At 55.3% G+C, this 19,792-nt stretch carries 17 protein-coding genes; 6 read left to right on the top strand and 11 right to left on the bottom strand.

What is annotated here, in order from left to right:
* The 5 genes from mglB to QMG44_RS11285 form a co-directional block, all read right to left on the bottom strand.
* Nucleotides 1–999 carry a galactose/glucose ABC transporter substrate-binding protein MglB gene (gene mglB / locus QMG44_RS11265; protein WP_014170907.1) on the bottom strand — a complete coding sequence of 333 codons (999 nt, stop codon included), beginning with the start codon at nucleotides 997–999 and terminating at the stop codon, nucleotides 1–3.
* A 295-nt stretch (nucleotides 1,000–1,294) separates the two neighbouring features.
* On the bottom strand, nucleotides 1,295–2,317 hold the full coding sequence (gene galS / locus QMG44_RS11270) for an HTH-type transcriptional regulator GalS (protein ID WP_063934491.1): 1,023 nt from the start codon (nucleotides 2,315–2,317) through the stop codon (nucleotides 1,295–1,297).
* A gap of 155 nt (nucleotides 2,318–2,472) precedes the next feature.
* Nucleotides 2,473–3,630, bottom strand: a complete 1,158-nt coding sequence (gene yeiB / locus QMG44_RS11275; RefSeq protein ID WP_086532286.1) for a DUF418 domain-containing protein YeiB — start codon at nucleotides 3,628–3,630, stop codon at nucleotides 2,473–2,475.
* A gap of 18 nt (nucleotides 3,631–3,648) precedes the next feature.
* A complete protein-coding gene (gene folE / locus QMG44_RS11280; protein WP_020883194.1) occupies nucleotides 3,649–4,317 on the bottom strand; it encodes a GTP cyclohydrolase I FolE in 669 nt (222 codons plus the stop codon).
* Between the two features lie 102 nt (nucleotides 4,318–4,419).
* Nucleotides 4,420–5,568, bottom strand: a complete 1,149-nt coding sequence (locus QMG44_RS11285; RefSeq protein WP_032678574.1) for a YbfB/YjiJ family MFS transporter — start codon at nucleotides 5,566–5,568, stop codon at nucleotides 4,420–4,422.
* Nucleotides 5,569–5,706: 138 nt separating this feature from the next.
* Between QMG44_RS11285 and fghA the strand changes: the two genes are divergently transcribed.
* Both fghA and QMG44_RS11295 read left to right on the top strand, forming a co-directional pair.
* Nucleotides 5,707–6,543, top strand: coding sequence for an S-formylglutathione hydrolase (gene fghA, locus QMG44_RS11290; RefSeq protein ID WP_014170912.1), 837 nt, complete (start codon nucleotides 5,707–5,709; stop codon nucleotides 6,541–6,543).
* A gap of 249 nt (nucleotides 6,544–6,792) precedes the next feature.
* On the top strand, nucleotides 6,793–8,778 hold the full coding sequence (locus QMG44_RS11295) for a ligand-gated channel protein (RefSeq protein WP_086532285.1): 1,986 nt from the start codon (nucleotides 6,793–6,795) through the stop codon (nucleotides 8,776–8,778).
* A 52-nt stretch (nucleotides 8,779–8,830) separates the two neighbouring features.
* Here QMG44_RS11295 and QMG44_RS11300 read toward each other — a convergent pair whose 3' ends face one another.
* Both QMG44_RS11300 and yieE read right to left on the bottom strand, forming a co-directional pair.
* Nucleotides 8,831–10,300: an amino acid permease gene (locus QMG44_RS11300; RefSeq protein WP_020883191.1), complete on the bottom strand. Its 1,470-nt coding sequence runs from the start codon at nucleotides 10,298–10,300 to the stop codon at nucleotides 8,831–8,833.
* Nucleotides 10,301–10,471: 171 nt separating this feature from the next.
* Nucleotides 10,472–11,338, bottom strand: a complete 867-nt coding sequence (gene yieE / locus QMG44_RS11305) for a DNA-binding transcriptional regulator YeiE (RefSeq protein ID WP_014170915.1) — start codon at nucleotides 11,336–11,338, stop codon at nucleotides 10,472–10,474.
* 98 nt (nucleotides 11,339–11,436) lie between these two features.
* Between yieE and QMG44_RS11310 the strand changes: the two genes are divergently transcribed.
* Nucleotides 11,437–12,483, top strand: a complete 1,047-nt coding sequence (locus tag QMG44_RS11310; RefSeq protein WP_086532284.1) for a YeiH family protein — start codon at nucleotides 11,437–11,439, stop codon at nucleotides 12,481–12,483.
* A gap of 64 nt (nucleotides 12,484–12,547) precedes the next feature.
* Entirely contained in the window at nucleotides 12,548–13,405 is an 858-nt protein-coding gene (gene nfo, locus QMG44_RS11315; protein ID WP_014170917.1) for a deoxyribonuclease IV, read from the top strand.
* 47 nt (nucleotides 13,406–13,452) lie between these two features.
* Here nfo and fruA read toward each other — a convergent pair whose 3' ends face one another.
* Genes fruA through fruB form a run of 3 tightly spaced genes read right to left on the bottom strand, consistent with a single transcriptional unit; the run spans nucleotide 13,453 to nucleotide 17,220 of the window.
* Nucleotides 13,453–15,135, bottom strand: coding sequence for a PTS fructose transporter subunit IIBC (gene fruA, locus QMG44_RS11320; RefSeq protein WP_086532283.1), 1,683 nt, complete (start codon nucleotides 15,133–15,135; stop codon nucleotides 13,453–13,455).
* 16 nt (nucleotides 15,136–15,151) lie between these two features.
* Nucleotides 15,152–16,090, bottom strand: a complete 939-nt coding sequence (fruK, locus tag QMG44_RS11325; protein WP_014170919.1) for a 1-phosphofructokinase — start codon at nucleotides 16,088–16,090, stop codon at nucleotides 15,152–15,154.
* A complete protein-coding gene (gene fruB / locus QMG44_RS11330) occupies nucleotides 16,090–17,220 on the bottom strand; it encodes a fused PTS fructose transporter subunit IIA/HPr protein (protein WP_014170920.1) in 1,131 nt (376 codons plus the stop codon). The genes fruK and fruB overlap by 1 nt, the downstream gene beginning before the upstream one ends.
* A gap of 360 nt (nucleotides 17,221–17,580) precedes the next feature.
* Between fruB and setB the strand changes: the two genes are divergently transcribed.
* Nucleotides 17,581–18,762 (top strand): sugar efflux transporter SetB, encoded by a 1,182-nt coding sequence (gene setB, locus QMG44_RS11335; protein ID WP_014170922.1) that lies wholly within the window; start codon nucleotides 17,581–17,583, stop codon nucleotides 18,760–18,762.
* Here the strand turns inward: setB and QMG44_RS11340 are convergent.
* A complete protein-coding gene (locus tag QMG44_RS11340) occupies nucleotides 18,759–19,013 on the bottom strand; it encodes a zinc/iron-chelating domain-containing protein (protein ID WP_020883186.1) in 255 nt (84 codons plus the stop codon). The genes setB and QMG44_RS11340 overlap by 4 nt on opposite strands.
* A gap of 164 nt (nucleotides 19,014–19,177) precedes the next feature.
* Here QMG44_RS11340 and yeiP point away from each other — a divergent pair, with 164 nt between their 5' ends.
* Entirely contained in the window at nucleotides 19,178–19,750 is a 573-nt protein-coding gene (gene yeiP, locus QMG44_RS11345) for an elongation factor P-like protein YeiP (RefSeq protein ID WP_008500940.1), read from the top strand.
* The last annotated feature ends 42 nt before the right edge of the window (nucleotides 19,751–19,792 follow it).

A 19,792-nucleotide genomic window follows, 5' to 3' on the forward strand; every position in this document is an offset into this window, starting at 1 on the left:
TTATTTACCGATAAACTCAGCCAGGTTGGACTGGTCTACGCCAACGTAAGGTACGCGAACGATTTTGTTTTCAATTTTCCAGGTCGTACCGTCTGCCGCACCTTTGCCATCGGCCAGGTTTTTCGCCAGATCGAAGGTTGCTTTCGCCTGGTTGTTGGCATCGTTCAGCACGGTACCGGCCATTGCACCGGATTTCACCAGGGCCAGAGCTTCTGGCAGTGCATCCACACCGAACACAGGAATGGCTGATTTGTTGTGCGCTTTCAGCGCTTCTACCGCACCCATAGCCATCGCATCGTTGTTGGCAATTACCACTTCGATTTTGTTAGCGTTCGGGCCGGACAGCCACGCGTCCATCTTATCTTTCGCCTGAGCGGTATCCCACATCGCGGTATCTAATGCCAGCTGCTGGGTTTTCAGGCCCTTATCATTCAGCTCTTTGATAACGTAAGTGGTACGGGCTTCAGCATCCGGATGGCCTGGTTCGCCTTTCAGCAGCACGAACTGGATCTGGCCGTCTTTGTTCAGGTCCCAGTTCGGGTTCGCCGCCCAGTGTTTAGCGATCAGATCGCCCTGAATAATGCCGGACTCTTTGGAGTCAGTACCGACGTAAAACGCTTTGTCATAGCTGTCCAGCGCTTTACGGGAAGGTTCTTTGTTGAAGAAGACAATCGGCACATTCTGGCCGCGCGCTTTTTCAATGACCGTGCCTGCCGCAGCTGGGTCAACCAGGTTGATGGCCAGTGCCTTCACGCCTTTTGCCAGCAGAACGTCGATCTGGTCGTTCTGTTTGGACTGGTCGTTCTGGGAGTCATTCATCAGCAGCTGAACATCTGGCGCTGCTTTAGCATCTTTCTCGATAGCTTTACGGACAACAGACATGAAGTTGTCGTCGTATTTATAGATGGTCACACCAATACGGGTATCCGCAGCGTGCGCTGCTGCACCAAAAAGCATGCTTGCCATTACAGCAGACAGGGTCAACACCTTCTTATTCATGGTATCTCCGGTTTTTTTTATGCAGGGTAGTTCTTGTGAATAACGATCGGCAGGCAGGTGTTAATGAAACGTTACTGACAGCCGAAGTTCACTTATAAAATTTCTATCTTCCGTGTTCGGTAACGCTCCAGAAATGCGTTTTATTCGTTGTTTGCGGCACATTGGCTATGGTGAAAGTGATTAATCACCGTTACATAGCGTTTCAGCCCCTAAAACGCTGACATCATAGTCAGCGCCTTGTTAAGATACTGTGAATTTACTCACAGATTGAAAACGGTTACATCCGCTGATGTAATCAGTTAGTGATCGGAACCACAATTTGCCGGGCAGCGACAGAATGTCGACGCACTAAAGTCGGCATGAAACAGTGTGTTGCGCCCGGATCCAGCAGCCCTGCTGCCCCCTGTAACGCCAGCTCAGTGGCCAGTTTGGCCATAGAGGCAATGGGGTAACGCACGGTGGTCAGCTGCGGGTCGGTGTAACGGGCAATGGGAATATCATCAAAACCAATCAACGATAAATGCTGTGGCACCGCAATGCCGTTATCCTTCAGCGCAGTCAGCGCCCCGGCCGCCATGTTATCGTTATAGGCAAACACGGCAGACAGCTGCAGATTACGGCCCAGCAACTCCACCATCGCCGCCTCCCCGCCCTGCATATCCGGCGTGCCGGTTCCGACCCAGCTTTCAGACGGCGTAATACCCTGTTCTTTAAGGGCGTTTTGCCAGCCTTCGCGCCGCAGCTCATCATCTTCAATATGATGGCTGGAGGCCAGAAAACCGATCCGCTGATGCCCGTTGTTGATGAGCATTTTGGTGGCCATCATCGCCCCACTGACGTTATCCAGCCCGACGCAGCGGTGGGCATACCCTGGCACAATACGGTTGATCAGCACCATGCCGGGGATCTGCTCCATAAACCCGGAAATCTCGTCATCGCTTAAGGATTTTGAGTGCACAATCAGTGCGTTACAACGCTGGCGGATCAGCACTTCAATCGCATGACGCTCTTTTTCAGCCTCGTGATAGCTGTTGCCAATCAGCACGTATTTCTGATGCTGCTGAGCGACAACGTCTACCGCTTTAACCAGCGCACCGAAAAAGGCATCAGAGACATCCATCACCACCACGCCAATGGTATCGCTGACCTGCGTGGCAAGCGCCTGCGCATTGGCATTAGGGCGATAACCCAACTGGGTCACGGCTTTCATTACGGTTTCGCGGGTGTCAGGGCTGACCAGCGCGCTGTTGTTCAGCACGCGTGAGACGGTAGCCACGGAAACACCCGCCTGACGGGCGACGTCACGAATGGTGATCATATTCACCATCCTTCAAAGGATTGCAGCAACTCACAGACACCCCCTGTGTTTAGCAAGGTGGCTATTTTGGCAGCGAGAGAAAGGGGACTACGTGAAGAAGCTCACACAGATGAAAACGTTTACATCCGTTTTGTTAATGATTGTGATCCAGATCGTTATCTGGATGTATTTCTCAATGATACCCCTGAAGCATGTGCGGTTAACTGACGCCACACCCACTCCAGCGGCCCCTGGCGGAAATAACGCAGCCAGAGAACAGAAAACGCCAGGTTAGCCATCCAGACCGGGATAACAAACGCCAGCAGCGAAAGCCGGTCGAATTTCATAAACAGGCCAAACCGATAGAAAAGCGTGGTGCATATCAGCGTCTGCAGAATGTAATTGCTGAGTGCCATACGTCCTACGCAGGCAATGGCACTGACAATCCATGCGCGACACATTTGTGGCCAGAAGCCGTAAATGAGTGCCGCATAGCCAATCGTCTGGAAGGGCGCGCTCAACTCGCGCGGGACCTGAAGCAGAAACGCACACCAGCGGTAGTTCCAGTGCAGATGCCACTGCATGATCACGGCCGGCAGATTAATCAGCACGCCGAGAAGAATTAACCCGGCTCCCGTCAGGCGATAGTGGCGAAGAGAAAACTCCCCTTTCAGCCAGCCGGTGCGCATCAGTGATGCCCCCATCAGCATCATCCCTGCCAGCTGCCAGCCATATTGTGCGCCCAGCGCCAGCAGGTTATCGCCAAGCATATCCGCACGGTTGCTTATCGCTTCCGTGCCTCCTTTCAGCTTCCAGTACTGCTCGTACTGAAGGTTGGCGGCATCGGGGATCCATGAACGGTTTGCCGCATCACCGGAGATTATCCCCAGCAGTAACAGCACGCCAAGGCCCATGACGTAAAGCATCACGCCCGTGTTAAACAGGCTTTTTACGCTATGCGCATCGCGAATGAGCCGCCAGCAAATCAGCCCGACTAAGCCATAGGCGAGAAGAATGTCGCCATCCCAGAAGAACAGCCCGTGAATAAAGCCGAGGATCACCAGCAGCGTCAGACGCGACTGGATCCAGCGCGTGCCGCGCCTGAGCAGTAACTGCAGGCCCGCGCCAAACAGCAGGGCAAACAGGGTGAGGAATTTGACCTGGGCAAAGAGATCGAGGATGGCCCACGTCCAGGCATCGCTGCGGGTGATGTCGCCATACCACGCAGGATTGAGATACGCCGCCTTCGGCAAGCCGAAGGCGCTGATGTTAAGCAGCAGGATACCGAGAATGGCGACGCCTCGAACAAAATCGAGCGTGACGTTTCGCTCCATGTAGCCTGCCCTGTCAGATTAGTTGTGGTGACGCACGGCGCGCAGAAACTCCTGGCGGGTGTTCTGGCTGGATTTAAACAGACCGCCCAGCGACGTCGTGGTAGTCGCACTGGTGGCATCACGCACGCCGCGCGCTTTCACACAGTAGTGAACGGCGTCGATAGATACTGCCACGTTATTGGTGCCCAGCAGCGTTTGCAGCGCGGTCAGGATCTGCTGCGTCAGACGCTCCTGCACCTGTGGACGCTGAGCAAAGAACTGCACGATGCGGTTGATCTTCGACAGACCAATCACCGTATCTTTAGGAATATAAGCCACGGTCGCTTTACCGTCGATGGTCACGAAGTGGTGTTCGCAGGTACTGGTTAACGTAATATCACGTACCGTTACCATCTCATCCACCTTCATCTTGTTTTCAATGACGGTGATTTTCGGGAAATTGGCGTAATCCAGGCCGGAGAAAATTTCGTCAACGTACATTTTTGCGATACGGTGCGGCGTCTCCATCAGACTGTCGTCGCTCAGATCGAGATTCAGCAGTTGCATGATCTCGGTCATATGCCCAGCAATCAGATGCTTACGGGTTTCATTGTCCAGTTCCTGAACGGGTGGACGCAGTGGCGTTTCAAGACCACGCGCAACCAGAGCTTCGTGAACCAGGGCTGCTTCTTTACTGAGTGATGGCATTCTTTTCTCCTGCAGGTGTGGCGTCTTTTGCCCTCGTTGTGGCAAAAGTGTGCGCTCATTGTGCGTGAGGCGGCGCACATAATCCAGTATTCACGACGATAATTATTGCAATTGCTGTTGCCTTTCGGCCTGACGATCCCAGACCAGTGCGCCGCCGATGAACAGCGCGACGCCCGCCAGCCCCAGCGCAGGCTCCAGTCGGTGCGTGAGCCACGTCGACAACGCCGACGTTACCGGGCCAATCAACTGACCGATGGCATAACCGGTAGTAAGCAGTCCCGCCATATAACGCGTGTGATCTGGTGCCAGCTCGCGCCCATAAAGTAAAGAGAGCTGAACGGCACACAAGAACCCGCCCCCAACGAGCAAGCCGCCGGTCAGTAACCCGCCGATCCCCGGCAGCAGCCAGGCTGCCAGTACGCCTGCCCCCTGCAACCACAATACGATAGCTAGCCTGCGGTTTGAGGTTGAGGTGTGGCGTAAAACGATGCTGAGCGCAATGCCCGCCACGGCGGCAATACCGAATATCGGCCAGACAAACTGGGCAAACAGACTGCCGGGAAAACGCACGGCCGCCATTTGCGATAAAAAGGTCGCCGGAAGGATATAGCCAAACCCGGCCAGGCTGTAGCTCCAGACCAGGCGCTTTAAATTCTTCGTCAGGACGAGCGGTTCCGGTGCGCTGCCCGGCCGGTGAAGTTGACCCGCCCGCGGCAGATACCGGGCCACCAGTGCGATAAGCACCAGTGCCAGCACGCCGTAGATTTGCCATGCTGCACCGGCGGAAAGCGCCTTAGCCTGGATATAGACGGCAAGCAGCCCGCTGAGCGCAATACCTGCACCTGGCCCGGCAAATACCGCGGCGCTGAGACCCGGTTTCCCCAGTTGTCCCAGCCGCTCGTTGGTCCAGGCGGCAATCAGCACCATCGACCAGCCGCTCATGCAGCCAATCACAAAGCGCAGCAGGCCATGTACCACGGCGTTATCAGCCGCAGCGGAAAGCAGCGTCAGCGCAACTGCACCAAAAATACCCAACCAGAGGCGTGTTTCAACGAAGCGGTGCGCACGCATTGCATCCCATGCTCCCACCAGATAGCCCAGATAGTTCATCGCCGCCACCAGGCCCGCGCTGGTGAGCGTGAGTTGCCCGGCGGCAATCATTAGCGGCACCTGAGGGGTAAAAGCAAAGCGCCCTATCCCCATCGCTACCACCAGAACCACAAACCCACTGAGCGCGATACGCAGCGCCATGACCGCTCCAATTGTTAAAGAAAAGTTAATTTATGATGCCGCATCTTACCGTCCTGCGAAAGTGAAAGTTACTCACAGGTAAATGAAAACTCTGTATTATGGGCCGAGTGAATAGCAATTCGTATTAAGGAGCCCTGCATGGAACTGCTCGAAGAGCATCGTTGTTTTGAAGGTCGACAGCAGCGCTGGCGGCACGACTCCAGCGTACTGAACTGTGCCATGACGTTCAGCATTTTTTTGCCGCCAACTGAAACGGGCGTAAAGCCACCCGTGCTGTTCTGGCTGTCCGGTTTAACCTGTACCGACGAAAACTTCACCACCAAAGCGGGCGCGCAGCGTATTGCGGCTGAACTGGGGATTGCGCTGGTCATGCCTGATACCAGCCCGCGTGGCGATGATGTCGCCGATGATGCCGGGTACGATCTGGGCAAAGGCGCCGGATTCTACCTTAACGCGACAGAGCAGCCCTGGGCACGTCATTACCGCATGTATGATTACATTCGTGACGAACTGCCTGCGCTGGTTCAGGCCGAATTTGAGGTAAGCGACCGCTGCGCCATTAGCGGACACTCCATGGGTGGACACGGCGCGTTGATAATGGCGCTGAAAAATCCGGGAAAATACACCAGCGTGTCGGCATTTGCTCCGATTGTGAACCCCACCCAGGTGCCATGGGGTCAGAAAGCCTTCACCCATTATCTGGGCAGTGACACGGATAAATGGCAGGCGTGGGACAGCTGTGCGCTGATGCTGGCCAGCAACACGGGGGACGCCATCCCGACGCTGATCGATCAGGGCGATGCGGATCAGTTCCTCGCCGGTCAGCTACAACCTGCGGTTCTGGCCGAAGCGGCACGCCAGAAGGACTGGCCGCTGACGCTGCGTATCCAGCCAGGGTATGACCACAGCTATTACTTTATGGCGTCATTTATTGAGGATCATCTCCGCTTCCATGCGGCGCATCTGTTTAAGTAAGTTCCTCCCTTCTTGCCCGGTGGCGCTCCGTCTGCCGGGCCTCAAAACCCTATCCCTTTGAATAAAAGCCAGTTTCACTAACCAATACCAAAACACAAATGATTTCGATTATCATTTGTGTTTACAATTTCACATTCTTTTGTACAATTCCAGGCTCTTCTCCATCACAAAGAGTTCTTACAAGACAAATACATACAGTTCTCAGGGTTACCCGATGGAGTGTTTTTCTTTTTGATATGGAATGTTCAAATGACAATACCACGCGTTACGTTACTGGCTGTTGCCATCAGCGCCGCCATGCTCTCCCCTCTTGCTCACGCAGCCGACCCGGATACCGTGGTGGTGACCGCCACGGGTTTTGAGCAAAAAATCCAGAATGCCCCGGCTTCTATCTCCGTCATTTCAAAGCAGCAGATTGAAGACAAAGCTTACCGCGATGTGACCGATGCGCTAAAAGATGTCCCGGGCGTCGTCGTCACGGGCGGCGGAAGCAGCAGCGATATCAGCATTCGCGGCATGGCGTCCCAGTACACCTTGTTCCTGGTCAATGGCAAGCGCGTCAGTACGCGCAGCACGCGCCCGAACAGCGATAACTCGGGCATTGAGCAAGGCTGGCTACCGCCGCTGGAGTCTATCGAACGCATCGAAGTGATCCGCGGACCCATGTCATCGCTCTATGGCTCAGATGCAATGGGCGGCGTAATCAACATCATTACCAAAAAAGTCTCGAATACCAAAGCCTGGACCGGATCGTTACACGGCGATGCCACGTTCCAGGAGAACCATGATTCCGGGGATATCTTCCAGACCAACGCTTACGCTTCCGGCCCGTTAATTGACGGACTGCTCGGTGCAAAAGTGACAGGCCTGCTCTCACGTCGCGCGGAAGATCAAATCCTGAACGGTTTCAATGAGCAGAAAATGCGTAACGGCGGGGTCACGCTGAACTTTACCCCGGACGAGCAGAACGATTTTGACCTCGATTTTGCCCGCGAACTTCAGGACCGAAACAGCACGCCGGGCAAGTCGAAAGCGACTGAAACCTGCCGCGGGACAACCTGCACGCCAAACAGCAAAAGCGAAACCCGCTACGAACATACGACCTATTCCCTTACCCACAGCGGTTACTACAGCGACTTCAACACCACCAGCTACATCCAGCAGGAAGAGACCAATAACCCGGTTCGCAAAATGCGTTCGTATAACACCACTTTCAACAACCAGAACCAGATCTTCCTCGGCGACCATACCCTGACCCTCGGCGGTCAGTATCGCTATGAGAAGCTGCGTGACAACGGTAACCAGCTTGAGGCGGCGGACGGGCTCAACAAACTGACGCGCTGGAGCTGGGCGCTGTTTGCTGAAGATGAGTGGGCGATGACCGATAGCTTCACGGCGACCGGTGGTTTGCGTATGGATAAAGACCAGAACTATGGCACCAACTGGACGCCTCGCGGTTATGGGGTGTGGCACCTTGCAGAACAGTGGACGTTAAAAGGGGGCGTTTCTGCCGGCTACCGTGCACCGGATCTGCGTCAGTCCTCCGCCAACTGGGGTCAAGCAACGGGCGGCGGTCGGCTGGATGGCATGATCGTGGGTAACCCGGACCTCAAGCCGGAGAAGAGCCTGAGCGAAGAGATCGCCCTGCTCTGGGATAACAATGACAGTCTTAACGCCGGCGTTACGCTGTTCAATACCGACTTCAAAAACAAAATCACTGAAGTACGTCGCTGTAACAGCAGTGCCGACCCTGCCTGTACGATTGGCGGTCATGCCTACGATTTTGTCAGCGACCGGGTCAACGTCGATAAAGCCAACATGCGCGGTGTGGAATCCACCTTCGGCTGGAAAATCACCCGTGATGTTAACTGGACGGCTAACTACACCTATACCGAATCCGAGCAGAAGAGCGGTCAGTTCTCCGGTAAGCCGCTGAATAAAATGCCTAAGCATATGTTCAACACCACGCTGGACTGGCAGGCTACGCAGGATGTGGGCTTCTGGAGCCGCCTGAACTTCCGCGGCAAATCTTCTGAGTATCTCAGCCGAACCTCAATGTCACAGGGCACACCGTCTTACACGCAGGTTGATGTGGGTCTGCGCTATAACGCTAACAAGAACCTGCTGGTAACCGCAGGCGTGTATAACGTGCTGGATAAACAGATTGATTACGAGACTTACGATACCGTACTTGATGGCCGCCGTTACACTGTCGGCATGACCTACAGCTTCTGATCGCCAATAAAAAAGCCCGCTCAACCGAGCGGGCTAAAGAGAGGAAGTGCGGTTATTGTTTTACGCGTCCCGGAAATTCCATTTCACTGTAGCGAACAAAGCGCGTCCCCTTCGTCAGTTTGTAACCAAACCAGATTATCAGGAACAGCGGAATACCGATGTAGGTCGCCGTTACACCACCCCAGTCGATACGGTCCGCAAGGAACGCTTCATAGTTCTGTCCCAGCGTAATAATCAGGCACAGAATGAAGGCGAAAATAGGCCCCAGCGGGAAGAACCCTGAGCGATACGGCAGGTCATTAATGTCATGACCTTGCATAACGTAACCGCGACGGAAGCGATAGTGGCTGATAGCAATCCCGAGCCAGGCGATAAAGCCCGTCATACCGGACGTATTGAGCAGCCACAGGTACACCGTCTGGTTGCCAAACATGGAGGTCAGGAAGCACAGACCGGCAATCACCGTTGTGGCATACAGGGCATTACGCGGTACGCCGCCACGGGACAGCTTAGAAAAGATGCGTGGCGCTTTGCCGTCGCATGCCAGGGTGTAGAGCATACGGGTAGACGCATACATGCCGGAGTTACCCGCTGAGAGCACGGCGGTCAGGATAACGGCATTCATCACCGCCGCGGCGGAGAGCAGACCGGCATGCTGGAAGACCAGCGTGAACGGGCTAACGCTGATGTCTTTCACATCATTGCGCAGCAGGCTTGGATCGGTGTAAGGAATGATCAGGCTGATAATCAAAATCGCAAACACATAGAACAGCAGGATACGCCAGAATACCTGACGCACCGCGCGTGGAATGTTCTTCTCCGGGTTCTCGGATTCACCGGCAGCAATACCGATCAGCTCGGTTCCCTGGAAGGAGAAGCCGACAATCATCGCCACGCCAATCATGGCCGAGAATCCACCCGCAAATGGCGCATCGCCAATGCTCCAGTTACTCCATCCTGCAGGTTGAGCGCCTTTGAAAATACCAACGATCATCGCCACACCGACGACGATAAAGATGATGACGGTTGCCACTTTGATCAAAGAGAACCAGTATTCCGCTTCGCCAAAACCACGCACGGAGATGTAGTTGAGCAGGAAGATCACCGCCAGGAACAGCGCACTCCAGATCCAGCCTGGCGTGTCCGGGAACCACCAGTTCATCACCAGCTGTGCGGCGACCAGGTCAACGGCGATAGTAACGGCCCAGTTGTACCAGTAGTTCCAGCCCAGCGCGAAGCCGAAGCCTTCTTCAACGTATTTTTGACCGTAGGTCGAAAACGAACCGGATACCGGCATGTACGCCGCCAGTTCGCCCAGACTGGTCATCAGGAAGTACACCATCAGGCCAATCAGGATATAAGAGAAAAGTGCCCCACCCGGGCCGGCTGCCGAAATTGTTGCGCCAGAGGCAACAAAAAGACCTGTACCGATTGAACCGCCGATAGCGATCATCGTCAGGTGACGCGCCTTAAGTTCGCGACGTAGCGCGGGCGCTTCTGTGGTTTTAATTTCTGAAACCATGTGAAAATGCTGTCCCTTCAACAAATGAGGCGCGATTGTAGCAGACGATACGCGTTCCTTCCGGCAGAAATGCTCAGTTATAAGAGAGCTTCATGACTCGACCAGGATTATAAGTAAAGCACGCATCTGCATCTCCCCTCTCCCAACGGAGAGAGGATCCGCATTGCGGGTTTACATGTCGCAATAGCGCAGAAAACGCTGCAGCGAGCTGGAAAGGTGTTTCTGACGATGATGAATGCACCACAGCGTGCGCACCAGTTTAGGCAACGGGAGCGGTATTTCGACCAGCGTGCCGGCCTCAAGCTGTTCAGCAATCACCCGCCGGGAGAGACAGCTGATGCCCAGCCCATGACGGACCGCGTGTTTGATGGCTTCCGAGTTGCCCAGCTCCATACTCAGCCGGAAATGCGGCAGGTGAGAGAGCAGCAGGTAATCGACAATTTCACGGGTACCGGAGCCCTGTTCCCGGAGGATCCACTGCGCCTGAGCCAGCCGTTCCAGCGTCACTTCACCCTGTAATAAAGAAGAGGCTGGCGAGGCGAACACCACCAGCTCATCTTCCAGCCAGGGTTCAGCAATGATATCGACGTTGTGACACGGCCCTTCAATCAAACCGATGTCCACGCGGAAATCGATCACCGCATTGATGACATCCTGGCTATTGCCAACGCTCATCTCCAGCGGCAGGGTCGGGAAATCCCGGCGATAGCGGGCAATCACTTCCGGCAGAATATAATTGCCGATCGTACTGCTGGCGTAAACGCGGATGGCTCCGTTCTCTTCGCGGAACAATTGTTCGATTTCAGTCGCCTGCTCCAGCAATGCCAGCGCGCGCGGGTACAGCAGGCGGCCATGTTCATTGACGACCAGCCGTTTCCCCACTCTGTCGAAAAGCTGAACCCCCAGTTGCCCTTCCAGATCGGTCAGGGCCGCGCTGACCGCGGACTGGGACAACGCCAGCATTTGCGAGGCCTGCGTCGTCGACCCACTTTTCAGCACTTCGGCAAAAACTTCCAGCTGACGCAACGTAATGTGCATGGTCACTTACCACTTATACAGATTGATTATAAGTATATAATCAATTTTATTTTTAAGCCACAACGCCGTAACCTTTTAGCCAGATAAAGGAGAAGGTTATGTCAGAACACACCTTACAGCATCAACGTACATTGTGGCACTTCGTGCCGGGTCTTGCGCTCAGCGCGGTGGTAACTGGCGTAGCGTTATGGGGCGGCAGCATTCCGGCCGTCGCCGGGGCAGGTTTTAGTGCCTTAACGCTGGCAATATTGCTCGGCATGGTGGTGGGAAATACCGTTTACCCCCATATCTGGAAGTCCTGTGATGGCGGGGTTATTTTCGCCAAACAGCATCTGCTGCGCCTCGGGATTATCCTTTACGGCTTCCGCCTGACCTTTTCACAGATTGCGGATGTCGGCGTCAGCGGGATCGCTATTGACGTCCTGACCCTGACCAGCACCTTTTTACTGGCCTGCTTTATTGGCCAGAAAGTGTTTGGGCTGGATAAACAAACCAGCTGGCTGATTGGTGCCGGCAGCAGCATCTGCGGGGCCGCCGCGGTACTGGCAACCGAACCTGTCGTTAAGGCAGAATCCAGCAAAGTGACGGTTGCCGTCGCGACCGTGGTTATTTTCGGTACGCTGGCGATTTTCCTCTACCCGGCCATGTACCCGCTGGTTGCGCACTGGTTTAGCCCGGAGACCTACGGCATTTATATTGGTTCAACCATGCATGAAGTGGCTCAGGTGGTGGCGGCGGGTCACGCCATTAATCCGGATGCGGAAAATGCCGCGGTCATTGCCAAAATGCTGCGCGTGATGATGCTGGCTCCGTTCCTGATTATCCTGGCCGCTCGCGTAAAACAACTCGCGCCGGCAGGCAGTAGCCAGAAGAGTAAAATCACCATTCCGTGGTTTGCGATTCTTTTCATCGTGGTGGCGGTATTTAACTCCTTCCACCTGCTGCCGAAAGCCGTGGTGGATATGCAGGTCACGCTGGATACCGTCCTGCTGGCGATGGCGATGGCGGCGCTCGGGGTCACGACACACGTGAGCGCGCTGAAAAAAGCAGGTGCAAAACCGCTGCTGATGGCGCTGGTACTCTTCATCTGGCTGATCGTTGGCGGCGGTGCGATTAACCTCGCGGTACATAGCCTGATGGCATAAACCACTTCATCCTTCTCCTGTTAACCCGCTATCATACGTATTTCGGGTTAACAGGAGTCCCTTTATGAAATATGTTGGAGCGCACGTCAGCGCTGCAGGTGGCCTTGCGAATGCCGCCATTCGCGCCGCCGAAATTGAGGCGACCGCTTTCGCCCTGTTCACCAAGAACCAGCGCCAGTGGCGCGCCGCCCCGCTCACCTCTGAAGTGATTGATGATTTCAAAGCCGCCTGTGAGAAATACCACTACGGGCCGGGCCAAATCCTTCCCCACGACAGCTATCTCATTAACCTCGGCCATCCCGTGCAGGAGGCGCTGGAGAAATCCCGCGAGGCTTTTCTTGATGAAGTGCAGCGCTGCGAGCAGCTTGGGCTGACGCTGTTGAACTTCCATCCGGGAAGTCATCTGATGCAGATTGACGAAGATGCCTGTCTGGCGCGCATTGCCGAATCCATCAACATCACGCTGGATAAAACCCAGGGCGTGACGGCGGTCATCGAGAACACCGCCGGGCAGGGCAGTAACCTCGGCTTTAAGTTCGAACACCTGGCGGCCATTATTGACGGCGTGGAGGATAAATCCCGCGTAGGCGTATGTATTGATACCTGCCATGCCTTTGCCGCGGGTTACGATCTGCGAACGCTTGATGAGACGAAAAAGACTTTCGATGAGTTTGAACGCATTGTGGGCTTCAAGTATCTGCGCGGAATGCACTTGAACGATGCGAAAAGCGCGTTTGGCAGCCGCGTGGACCGCCATCACAGCCTCGGTGAAGGCAATATTGGCCACGATGCGTTCCGCTTTATTATGCAGGATGCCCGTTTCGACGGTATCCCGATGGTGCTGGAAACCATTAATCCGGACATCTGGGCAGAAGAGATTGCCTGGCTGAAGGCACAGCAAACCGCTGAACAGGCGGCATAAAAAAAGCCGGGTCGCATAAGCACCCGGCTTTTTTATTGTTTTACCGCTTACGCCGCTTTCGCGACCCCTTCCGCATCCGGACGTTTCAGCACCGCGTAAGAGAGACCTGCCACCAGCGTACCGGCCACAATCGCCAGCAGATAACCCAGCACTGGCGTGATTGCACCTGGGATCAGCAGCACGAACAGACCGCCGTGTGGTGCCATCAGTTTCGCGCCAACCGCCATGGAGATAGCACCGGTTACCGCGCCCCCCACGATACAGCATGGCAGCACGCGCATTGGGTCACGCGCCGCGAACGGAATTGCCCCTTCGGTGATAAAGCACAGGCCAAGTACCAGGGCGGCTTTCCCCCCTTCCTGCTGCGCTTTGTCGAACTTACGACGTGCAATGATGGTTGCCAGGCCAAGAGCCAATGGTGGCACCATACCGGCCGCCATAATCGCTGCCATTGGCGCGTAGGTCTGGGTACTCAGCAGGCCAACACCGAATGCGTATGCTGCTTTGTTCACCGGGCCACCCATGTCGGTACACATCATGCCACCGAGAATAGCTCCCAGCAGTACCGCATTCGCGGTACCCATGGTTTGCAGCCAGTGGGTCAGACCCGCCAGGATACCCGCTACAGGTTTACCGATGAGGTAAATCATCGCCAGACCCACCACCAGGCTGGAAATCAACGGGATAATCAGGATCGGTTTCAGCGCTTCCATACTCTGCGGCAGTTTCAGCTTCGAGCTGATAAGCTTCGCAACGTAACCCGCCAGGAAACCGGCAATGATACCGCCGATAAAACCAGAACCGGTGCTCACCGCCAGCATACCGCCGATAAGACCCGGCGTCAGGCCCGGACGGTCAGCGATGGAGAAGGCGATAAAACCTGCCAGCACCGGCACCATCAGGGCAAACGCGGAACCACCACCAATCTGCATCAGGGCAGCAGCCAGCGTGCCTTCTTCTTTAAACGCGGTAATACCAAACGCGAACGAGAGGGCAATACACAGACCGCCCGCCACCACCATCGGCAGCATATAAGACACGCCGGTCAGCAGATGGCGATAGGCGCCAGCGGACTCTTTCTTACCTTCCGTCGCAGTTTGCGTGGACCCCGTTGCCTGATACGGCTTCGCTTCCACCAGCGCTTTATCAAACTCCTGAGCGGTCTTTTTCAGCGCCAGGCCCGTTGACGTGCGGTACATCGGCTTACCGGCAAATTTCGCCAGGTCCACTTCGATGTCAGCCGCAACCATCACCAGATCGGCTTCAGCCACCTCTTCAGGGGTGATTGCGTTGCCCGCACCAACGGATCCACGTGTTTCAACTTTTACCCACCAGCCGCGTTTTTTCGCTTCGGTTTCAATGGCTTCAGCCGCCATAAAGGTATGAGCCACGCCCGTCGGGCAGGCCGTGATCGCCACAATACGTTTTGGTCCGGACGCGGCAACCGGCGCCGCGACCGGTGCGCTGTAAACAGACGCATGACCTTTCGCTTCGCTCAGGAACAGTTCCGGGTGCGCCACCGCGCGATTGATGTCGCCCAGCCACACTTTTTTGCCATTCAGCGCACTGTCAGCGGGAATTTTATCCCCCAGAACAATCACCATTTCGGCGTCGCCCGGGTTATCCGTCATCTCGAGATGTGCTTTGTTCGCCGCCGCTCCCAGCAAGGTCTTCGCCATATAGGCGCGAGCCTGTCCGAGACCGGAGTCAATGATCAGCAGCGTTTTCATTATTCCTCTCCTGCTGTTAGTTAAAAGGTTTTAAGTCAACGCGCGCCATCATCGCGGCTAACTGGGTACGATCGGTAATACCGACATTGCTCTGGCTAACGGCCAGGGCAGCAACGGCGGTGGCAAGACGTAAAGTATGTTCACTGGATTCACGCATCAGCAGGCCATAAATCAGACCGCCTACCATTGAATCCCCTGCGCCAACGGTGCTGACAACGTCAACCGATGGCGGTTTGGCGATCCATTCGCCAGAAGCGTTAACCCACAGCGCCCCTTCTGCACCAAGAGAGATAACCACGTGAGCGATACCCTGCTCGCGTAGCGCATGGGCAGCGTCAATCACATCTTTTAATTCTGGCAGCTTACGGCCAGCCCAGATCTCCAGTTCGCGGCGATTCGGCTTCACCAGCCACGGCGAGGCTTTCAGGCCGGCGACCAGCGCGTCACGGCTGCTGTCAAAAATAATGCATGGGCACTGGCTTCGCAGACGCGTCATCCAGTCGGTGAACGCTTCCGGGCTCACGCCGGACGGCAGGCTGCCGCTGACGCAGACCATGTCGAACTGACCAAGCCAGGTCAGAGAGTCGTTCACGAAGCGCTCCCAGTCTGACGGAGTCACCTCGAAGCCTGAGAAGTTTAGATCGGTCACTTCGCCGTCTTTCTCCGTCAGCTTGACGTTGATACGGGTACGGCCCTGAACAACCTGAAAACGATTAGCAATCCCCAGTTCGCTGAACAGCTGCTGGAAACCATCCTGGTTATCTTTACCGAGGAATCCGCCCACGGTGACATCGATACCGAGATCCTTGAGCACTTTCGCGACGTTAATCCCTTTACCTGCAGCATGCAGGCCAGTGGTACGCACGAGGTTTACTTCGCCGCGCTCAATCTCCGGGCAAAACCCCACCAGGTCATATGCCGGGTTCAGCGTAATAGTCGCAACACGTCTGCTCATTATGCGCCCTCCCCCAGACCTGCCGCGATGGCGTCGCCAATCGCTTTCAGTGCCTGTTCAGCATCAGCACCCTGTGCGGTAAAGCGCAGACGGTGACCTTTCTTCACGCCCAGCGCGACAACTTTCATCAGGCTACGGCCGTTGGCCGGTTTGCCCGTGCCATCAAGGTTAGTCACGGTAATCTCACTTTCGAATTGTTTAATGGTATTCACCAGCATGGTGCCAGGACGGGCATGCAGGCCGTGCTCGTTACGCACTACAAACTCAGCGGTCAGCACGTCATCAGTCAGCACATCATCGCTGGTCAGCAGCGCCAGCAGCGTGCTTGCGTCAGCGTTCAGCAGTTTTTCAGCCTTGTCATTCAGCAGCAGATCGCCAAGACGTTTTAGCGCGGAAACCGGCTGTTCATCGGTCATCGCGACGGTGACCAGCATCGCAGCGTGCGCGCCCTCAACGTCAAACGCGTTGGCCGCGCGGCTCACCGCGATAGCGCTGCGCAGGTTGCCTTCAGCACTGTCGTTCAGCCAGATACCTTGTCCCAGGTTCAGCGGCTTCTCATTGATAACGCGCGTGATAAAGGACGCGTCTACCGCACCGGCTTCTTTCAGACGGCCTGCGTTCAGCGCCTGCAGCGTGACCAGATCGCTCGCCACAACATCCAGGGTCAATGTTTCATTATCCAGTTTCAGCGCTTCACTCTGTTTTTCGCCCATCAGCAACGCGCGCAGCTCTTCCGCAGTCGTCGCGGACTTCAGCTGTTCAGCCACCGAATCATCGCTCAGCACATGCGTCAGCTGACGCAGCAAGCCCAGGTGCTCGTCGCTGCTGGCAGCGATACCGATTGCCACGTAAGCAACCTGACCGTCGCCCCACACCACACCCTGAGGGAACTGATAAACCTGAACGCCGGTTTTCAGCACCTGATCGCGGGTGTCCGTTGTACCGTGCGGAATGGCGATGCCATTGCCGAGGAAAGTGGAGGTCTGCTGCTCGCGCGCCAGCATGCCGTTAACGTAGCCGTCCGCGACATTACCCGCCTGCACAAGGGCAGCGGCAACCTGGCGAATGGCCTCTTCTTTGTTCCCGGCCTGAGCGCCCGGGTGGATATCCTGAACAGATAACTGGAACATGGTTCTCCTCTCCTGCTGAACTTGAATCGTTTCAGCTTAAATGAGAAAAAATGCGCTAGCCTGCTCCGTTTGTTAAAACAAGATAGCGCTGAAACGTTTCAAAAAGTCTTGCGCTTTCTGCTTAACCTTGCAAGAAAAGTTACAAATGGCGATGCAGAATTTAGAGATACAGCACATTTCTTCTTCGCTCAGCTGAATCTTGCTGACGTTCATCAAGTCAGTTTCAGCTAAGTTCAGCCCGCGACTGTTAATTGAAATGGCATTTTGATTTTTCGTGGCGAAATTGACCGCAGTACCTGTTTATTTTCTGACAAGCGTCGTACACTCCGCGTCTCTTTATGACTTGCTGATACTGAAAGTATGCATAACACCCCTGCCGCCGCCTCGCCAAAACCCTTTGATTTGACGTCCACGGCGTTTTTGATTGTTGCCTTCCTTACCGGCATTGCCGGGGCGTTACAGACGCCCACGCTGAGCCTGTTTCTGACCAATGAAGTCCACGCCCGTCCGGCAATGGTTGGCTTCTTTTTTACCGGCAGTGCCATCATCGGCATTCTGGTGAGTCAGTTTCTGGCGGGGCGTTCCGACAGAAAAGGCGATCGTAAAAGTCTGATCGTCTTTTGCTGCCTTCTCGGGGTGTTTGCCTGCGTGTTGTTTGCTTTTAACCGCAACTATTTCATCCTGCTGTTCGTGGGGGTGTTCCTGAGCAGCTTCGGTTCCACGGCGAACCCGCAGATGTTCGCCCTCGCCCGCGAGCACGCCGACCATACCGGTCGTGAAGCGGTGATGTTCAGCTCTATTCTGCGTGCCCAGGTGTCGCTGGCATGGGTCATTGGCCCGCCGCTGGCGTATGCCCTGGCGATGGGGTTTGGCTTTACGGTGATGTACCTGAGTGCGGCTGTCGCGTTTGTGGTGTGCGGCACCATGGTGTGGTTCTTCCTGCCGTCGATGCGCAAAGAGCCCAAAGTGGCTTCAGGCGTACTGGAAGCCCCGCGCCGTAACCGTCGTGATGCGCTGCTCCTGTTTGTTATCTGTACGTTGATGTGGGGAACAAACAGCCTTTATATTATCAACATGCCGCTGTTTATTATTGATGAGCTGCATCTGCCAGAGAAGCTGGCGGGCATTATGATGGGAACCGCGGCCGGGCTTGAGATCCCGACCATGCTGATCGCGGGCTATTACGCGAAGCGTTTCGGAAAGCGTTTTTTAATGCGCATCGCGGCTGTCGCAGGACTGCTGTTCTATATCGGTATGCTGACGGTGCACACGCCAGGACTCTTGCTGGCATTGCAGCTTCTCAACGCCATTTATATCGGCATACTCGCCGGGATTGGCATGCTCTATTTCCAGGACCTGATGCCAGGCCAGGCAGGCTCCGCCACCACCCTTTATACCAATACCACTCGCGTGGGCTGGATTATTGCAGGCTCAATGGCCGGCATCGTGGCCGAGATCTGGAGCTATCACACGGTATTCTGGATTGCGCTGGTGATGTGTACGCTGACGATAGGGTGTCTGGCGCGAATTAAGGACGTTTAAGGGGCGGTGAGCGCTTCCAGCTCAAGAAGGTAGGTGATCGCCTGCGTGCGCGTGCTGCCGCACATCTCCGCGGACGGCTGAAGGCCGGAACAGACTTTCGGGCGCAGCGGGGAACCAAAGATCATGCACAGGTTATTTTCAGCAAGCTGCACACAGCGGGTATTAGCAGGTTTGCCGTCCGGCATGCCAGGAATGGGGCTTGAAATGGACGGTGCGGTACAACACGCGCCACAATCGGGACGACAATCCATACAGGCTCTCTTTCGCTGAAGAACGCCCGCGCAGTCGGGCATTGCGCGCACAGTAACACCTTTTGTGTATTGATAGCAAAAGCCACGAATTCCGCTTGCCTGAAAGGCCGAGCACGAGTAATTTGGCGCGATATTTTTTACCACCCGTAAACAGGATTACTGCAATGCCAAGAGCGAACGAAATTAAGAAAGGTATGGTACTGAATTACAACGGCAAGCTGCTGATTGTGAAAGATATCGATATTCAGGCCCCGAGCGCCCGTGGTGCAGCAACGCTGTACAAAATGCGTTTCGCCGATGTGCGTACCGGTCTGAAAGTGGAAGAACGTTTTAAAGGTGACGATATCGTTGATACCGTGACCCTGACCCGCCGCTATGTTGATTTTTCCTACATTGATGGCAACGAATACGTATTCATGGATAAAGAAGATTACACCCCGTATATCTTCACCAAAGATCAGATTGAAGAAGAACTCCTCTTTATTCCTGAAGGCGGGATGCCTGACATGCAGGTTCTGACCTGGGATGGCGTGCTGCTGGCGCTGGAGCTGCCGCAGACCGTGGATCTGGAAATCGTGGAAACGGCTCCGGGCATCAAAGGCGCATCCGCAAGTGCCCGCAACAAACCAGCAACCCTGACGACCGGTCTGGTGGTGCAGGTGCCAGAATACCTCTCCGCGGGCGAGAAAATCCGCATCCATATCGAAGAAAAACGCTATATGGGTCGCGCAGACTAATGCGATATTCGCCCGGTGGCACAGCGCCACCGGGCAACAGAC

Source organism: Enterobacter sp. 200527-13 (assembly GCF_027924865.1).
In the GTDB taxonomy this organism is placed as follows: domain Bacteria; phylum Pseudomonadota; class Gammaproteobacteria; order Enterobacterales; family Enterobacteriaceae; genus Enterobacter; species Enterobacter ludwigii.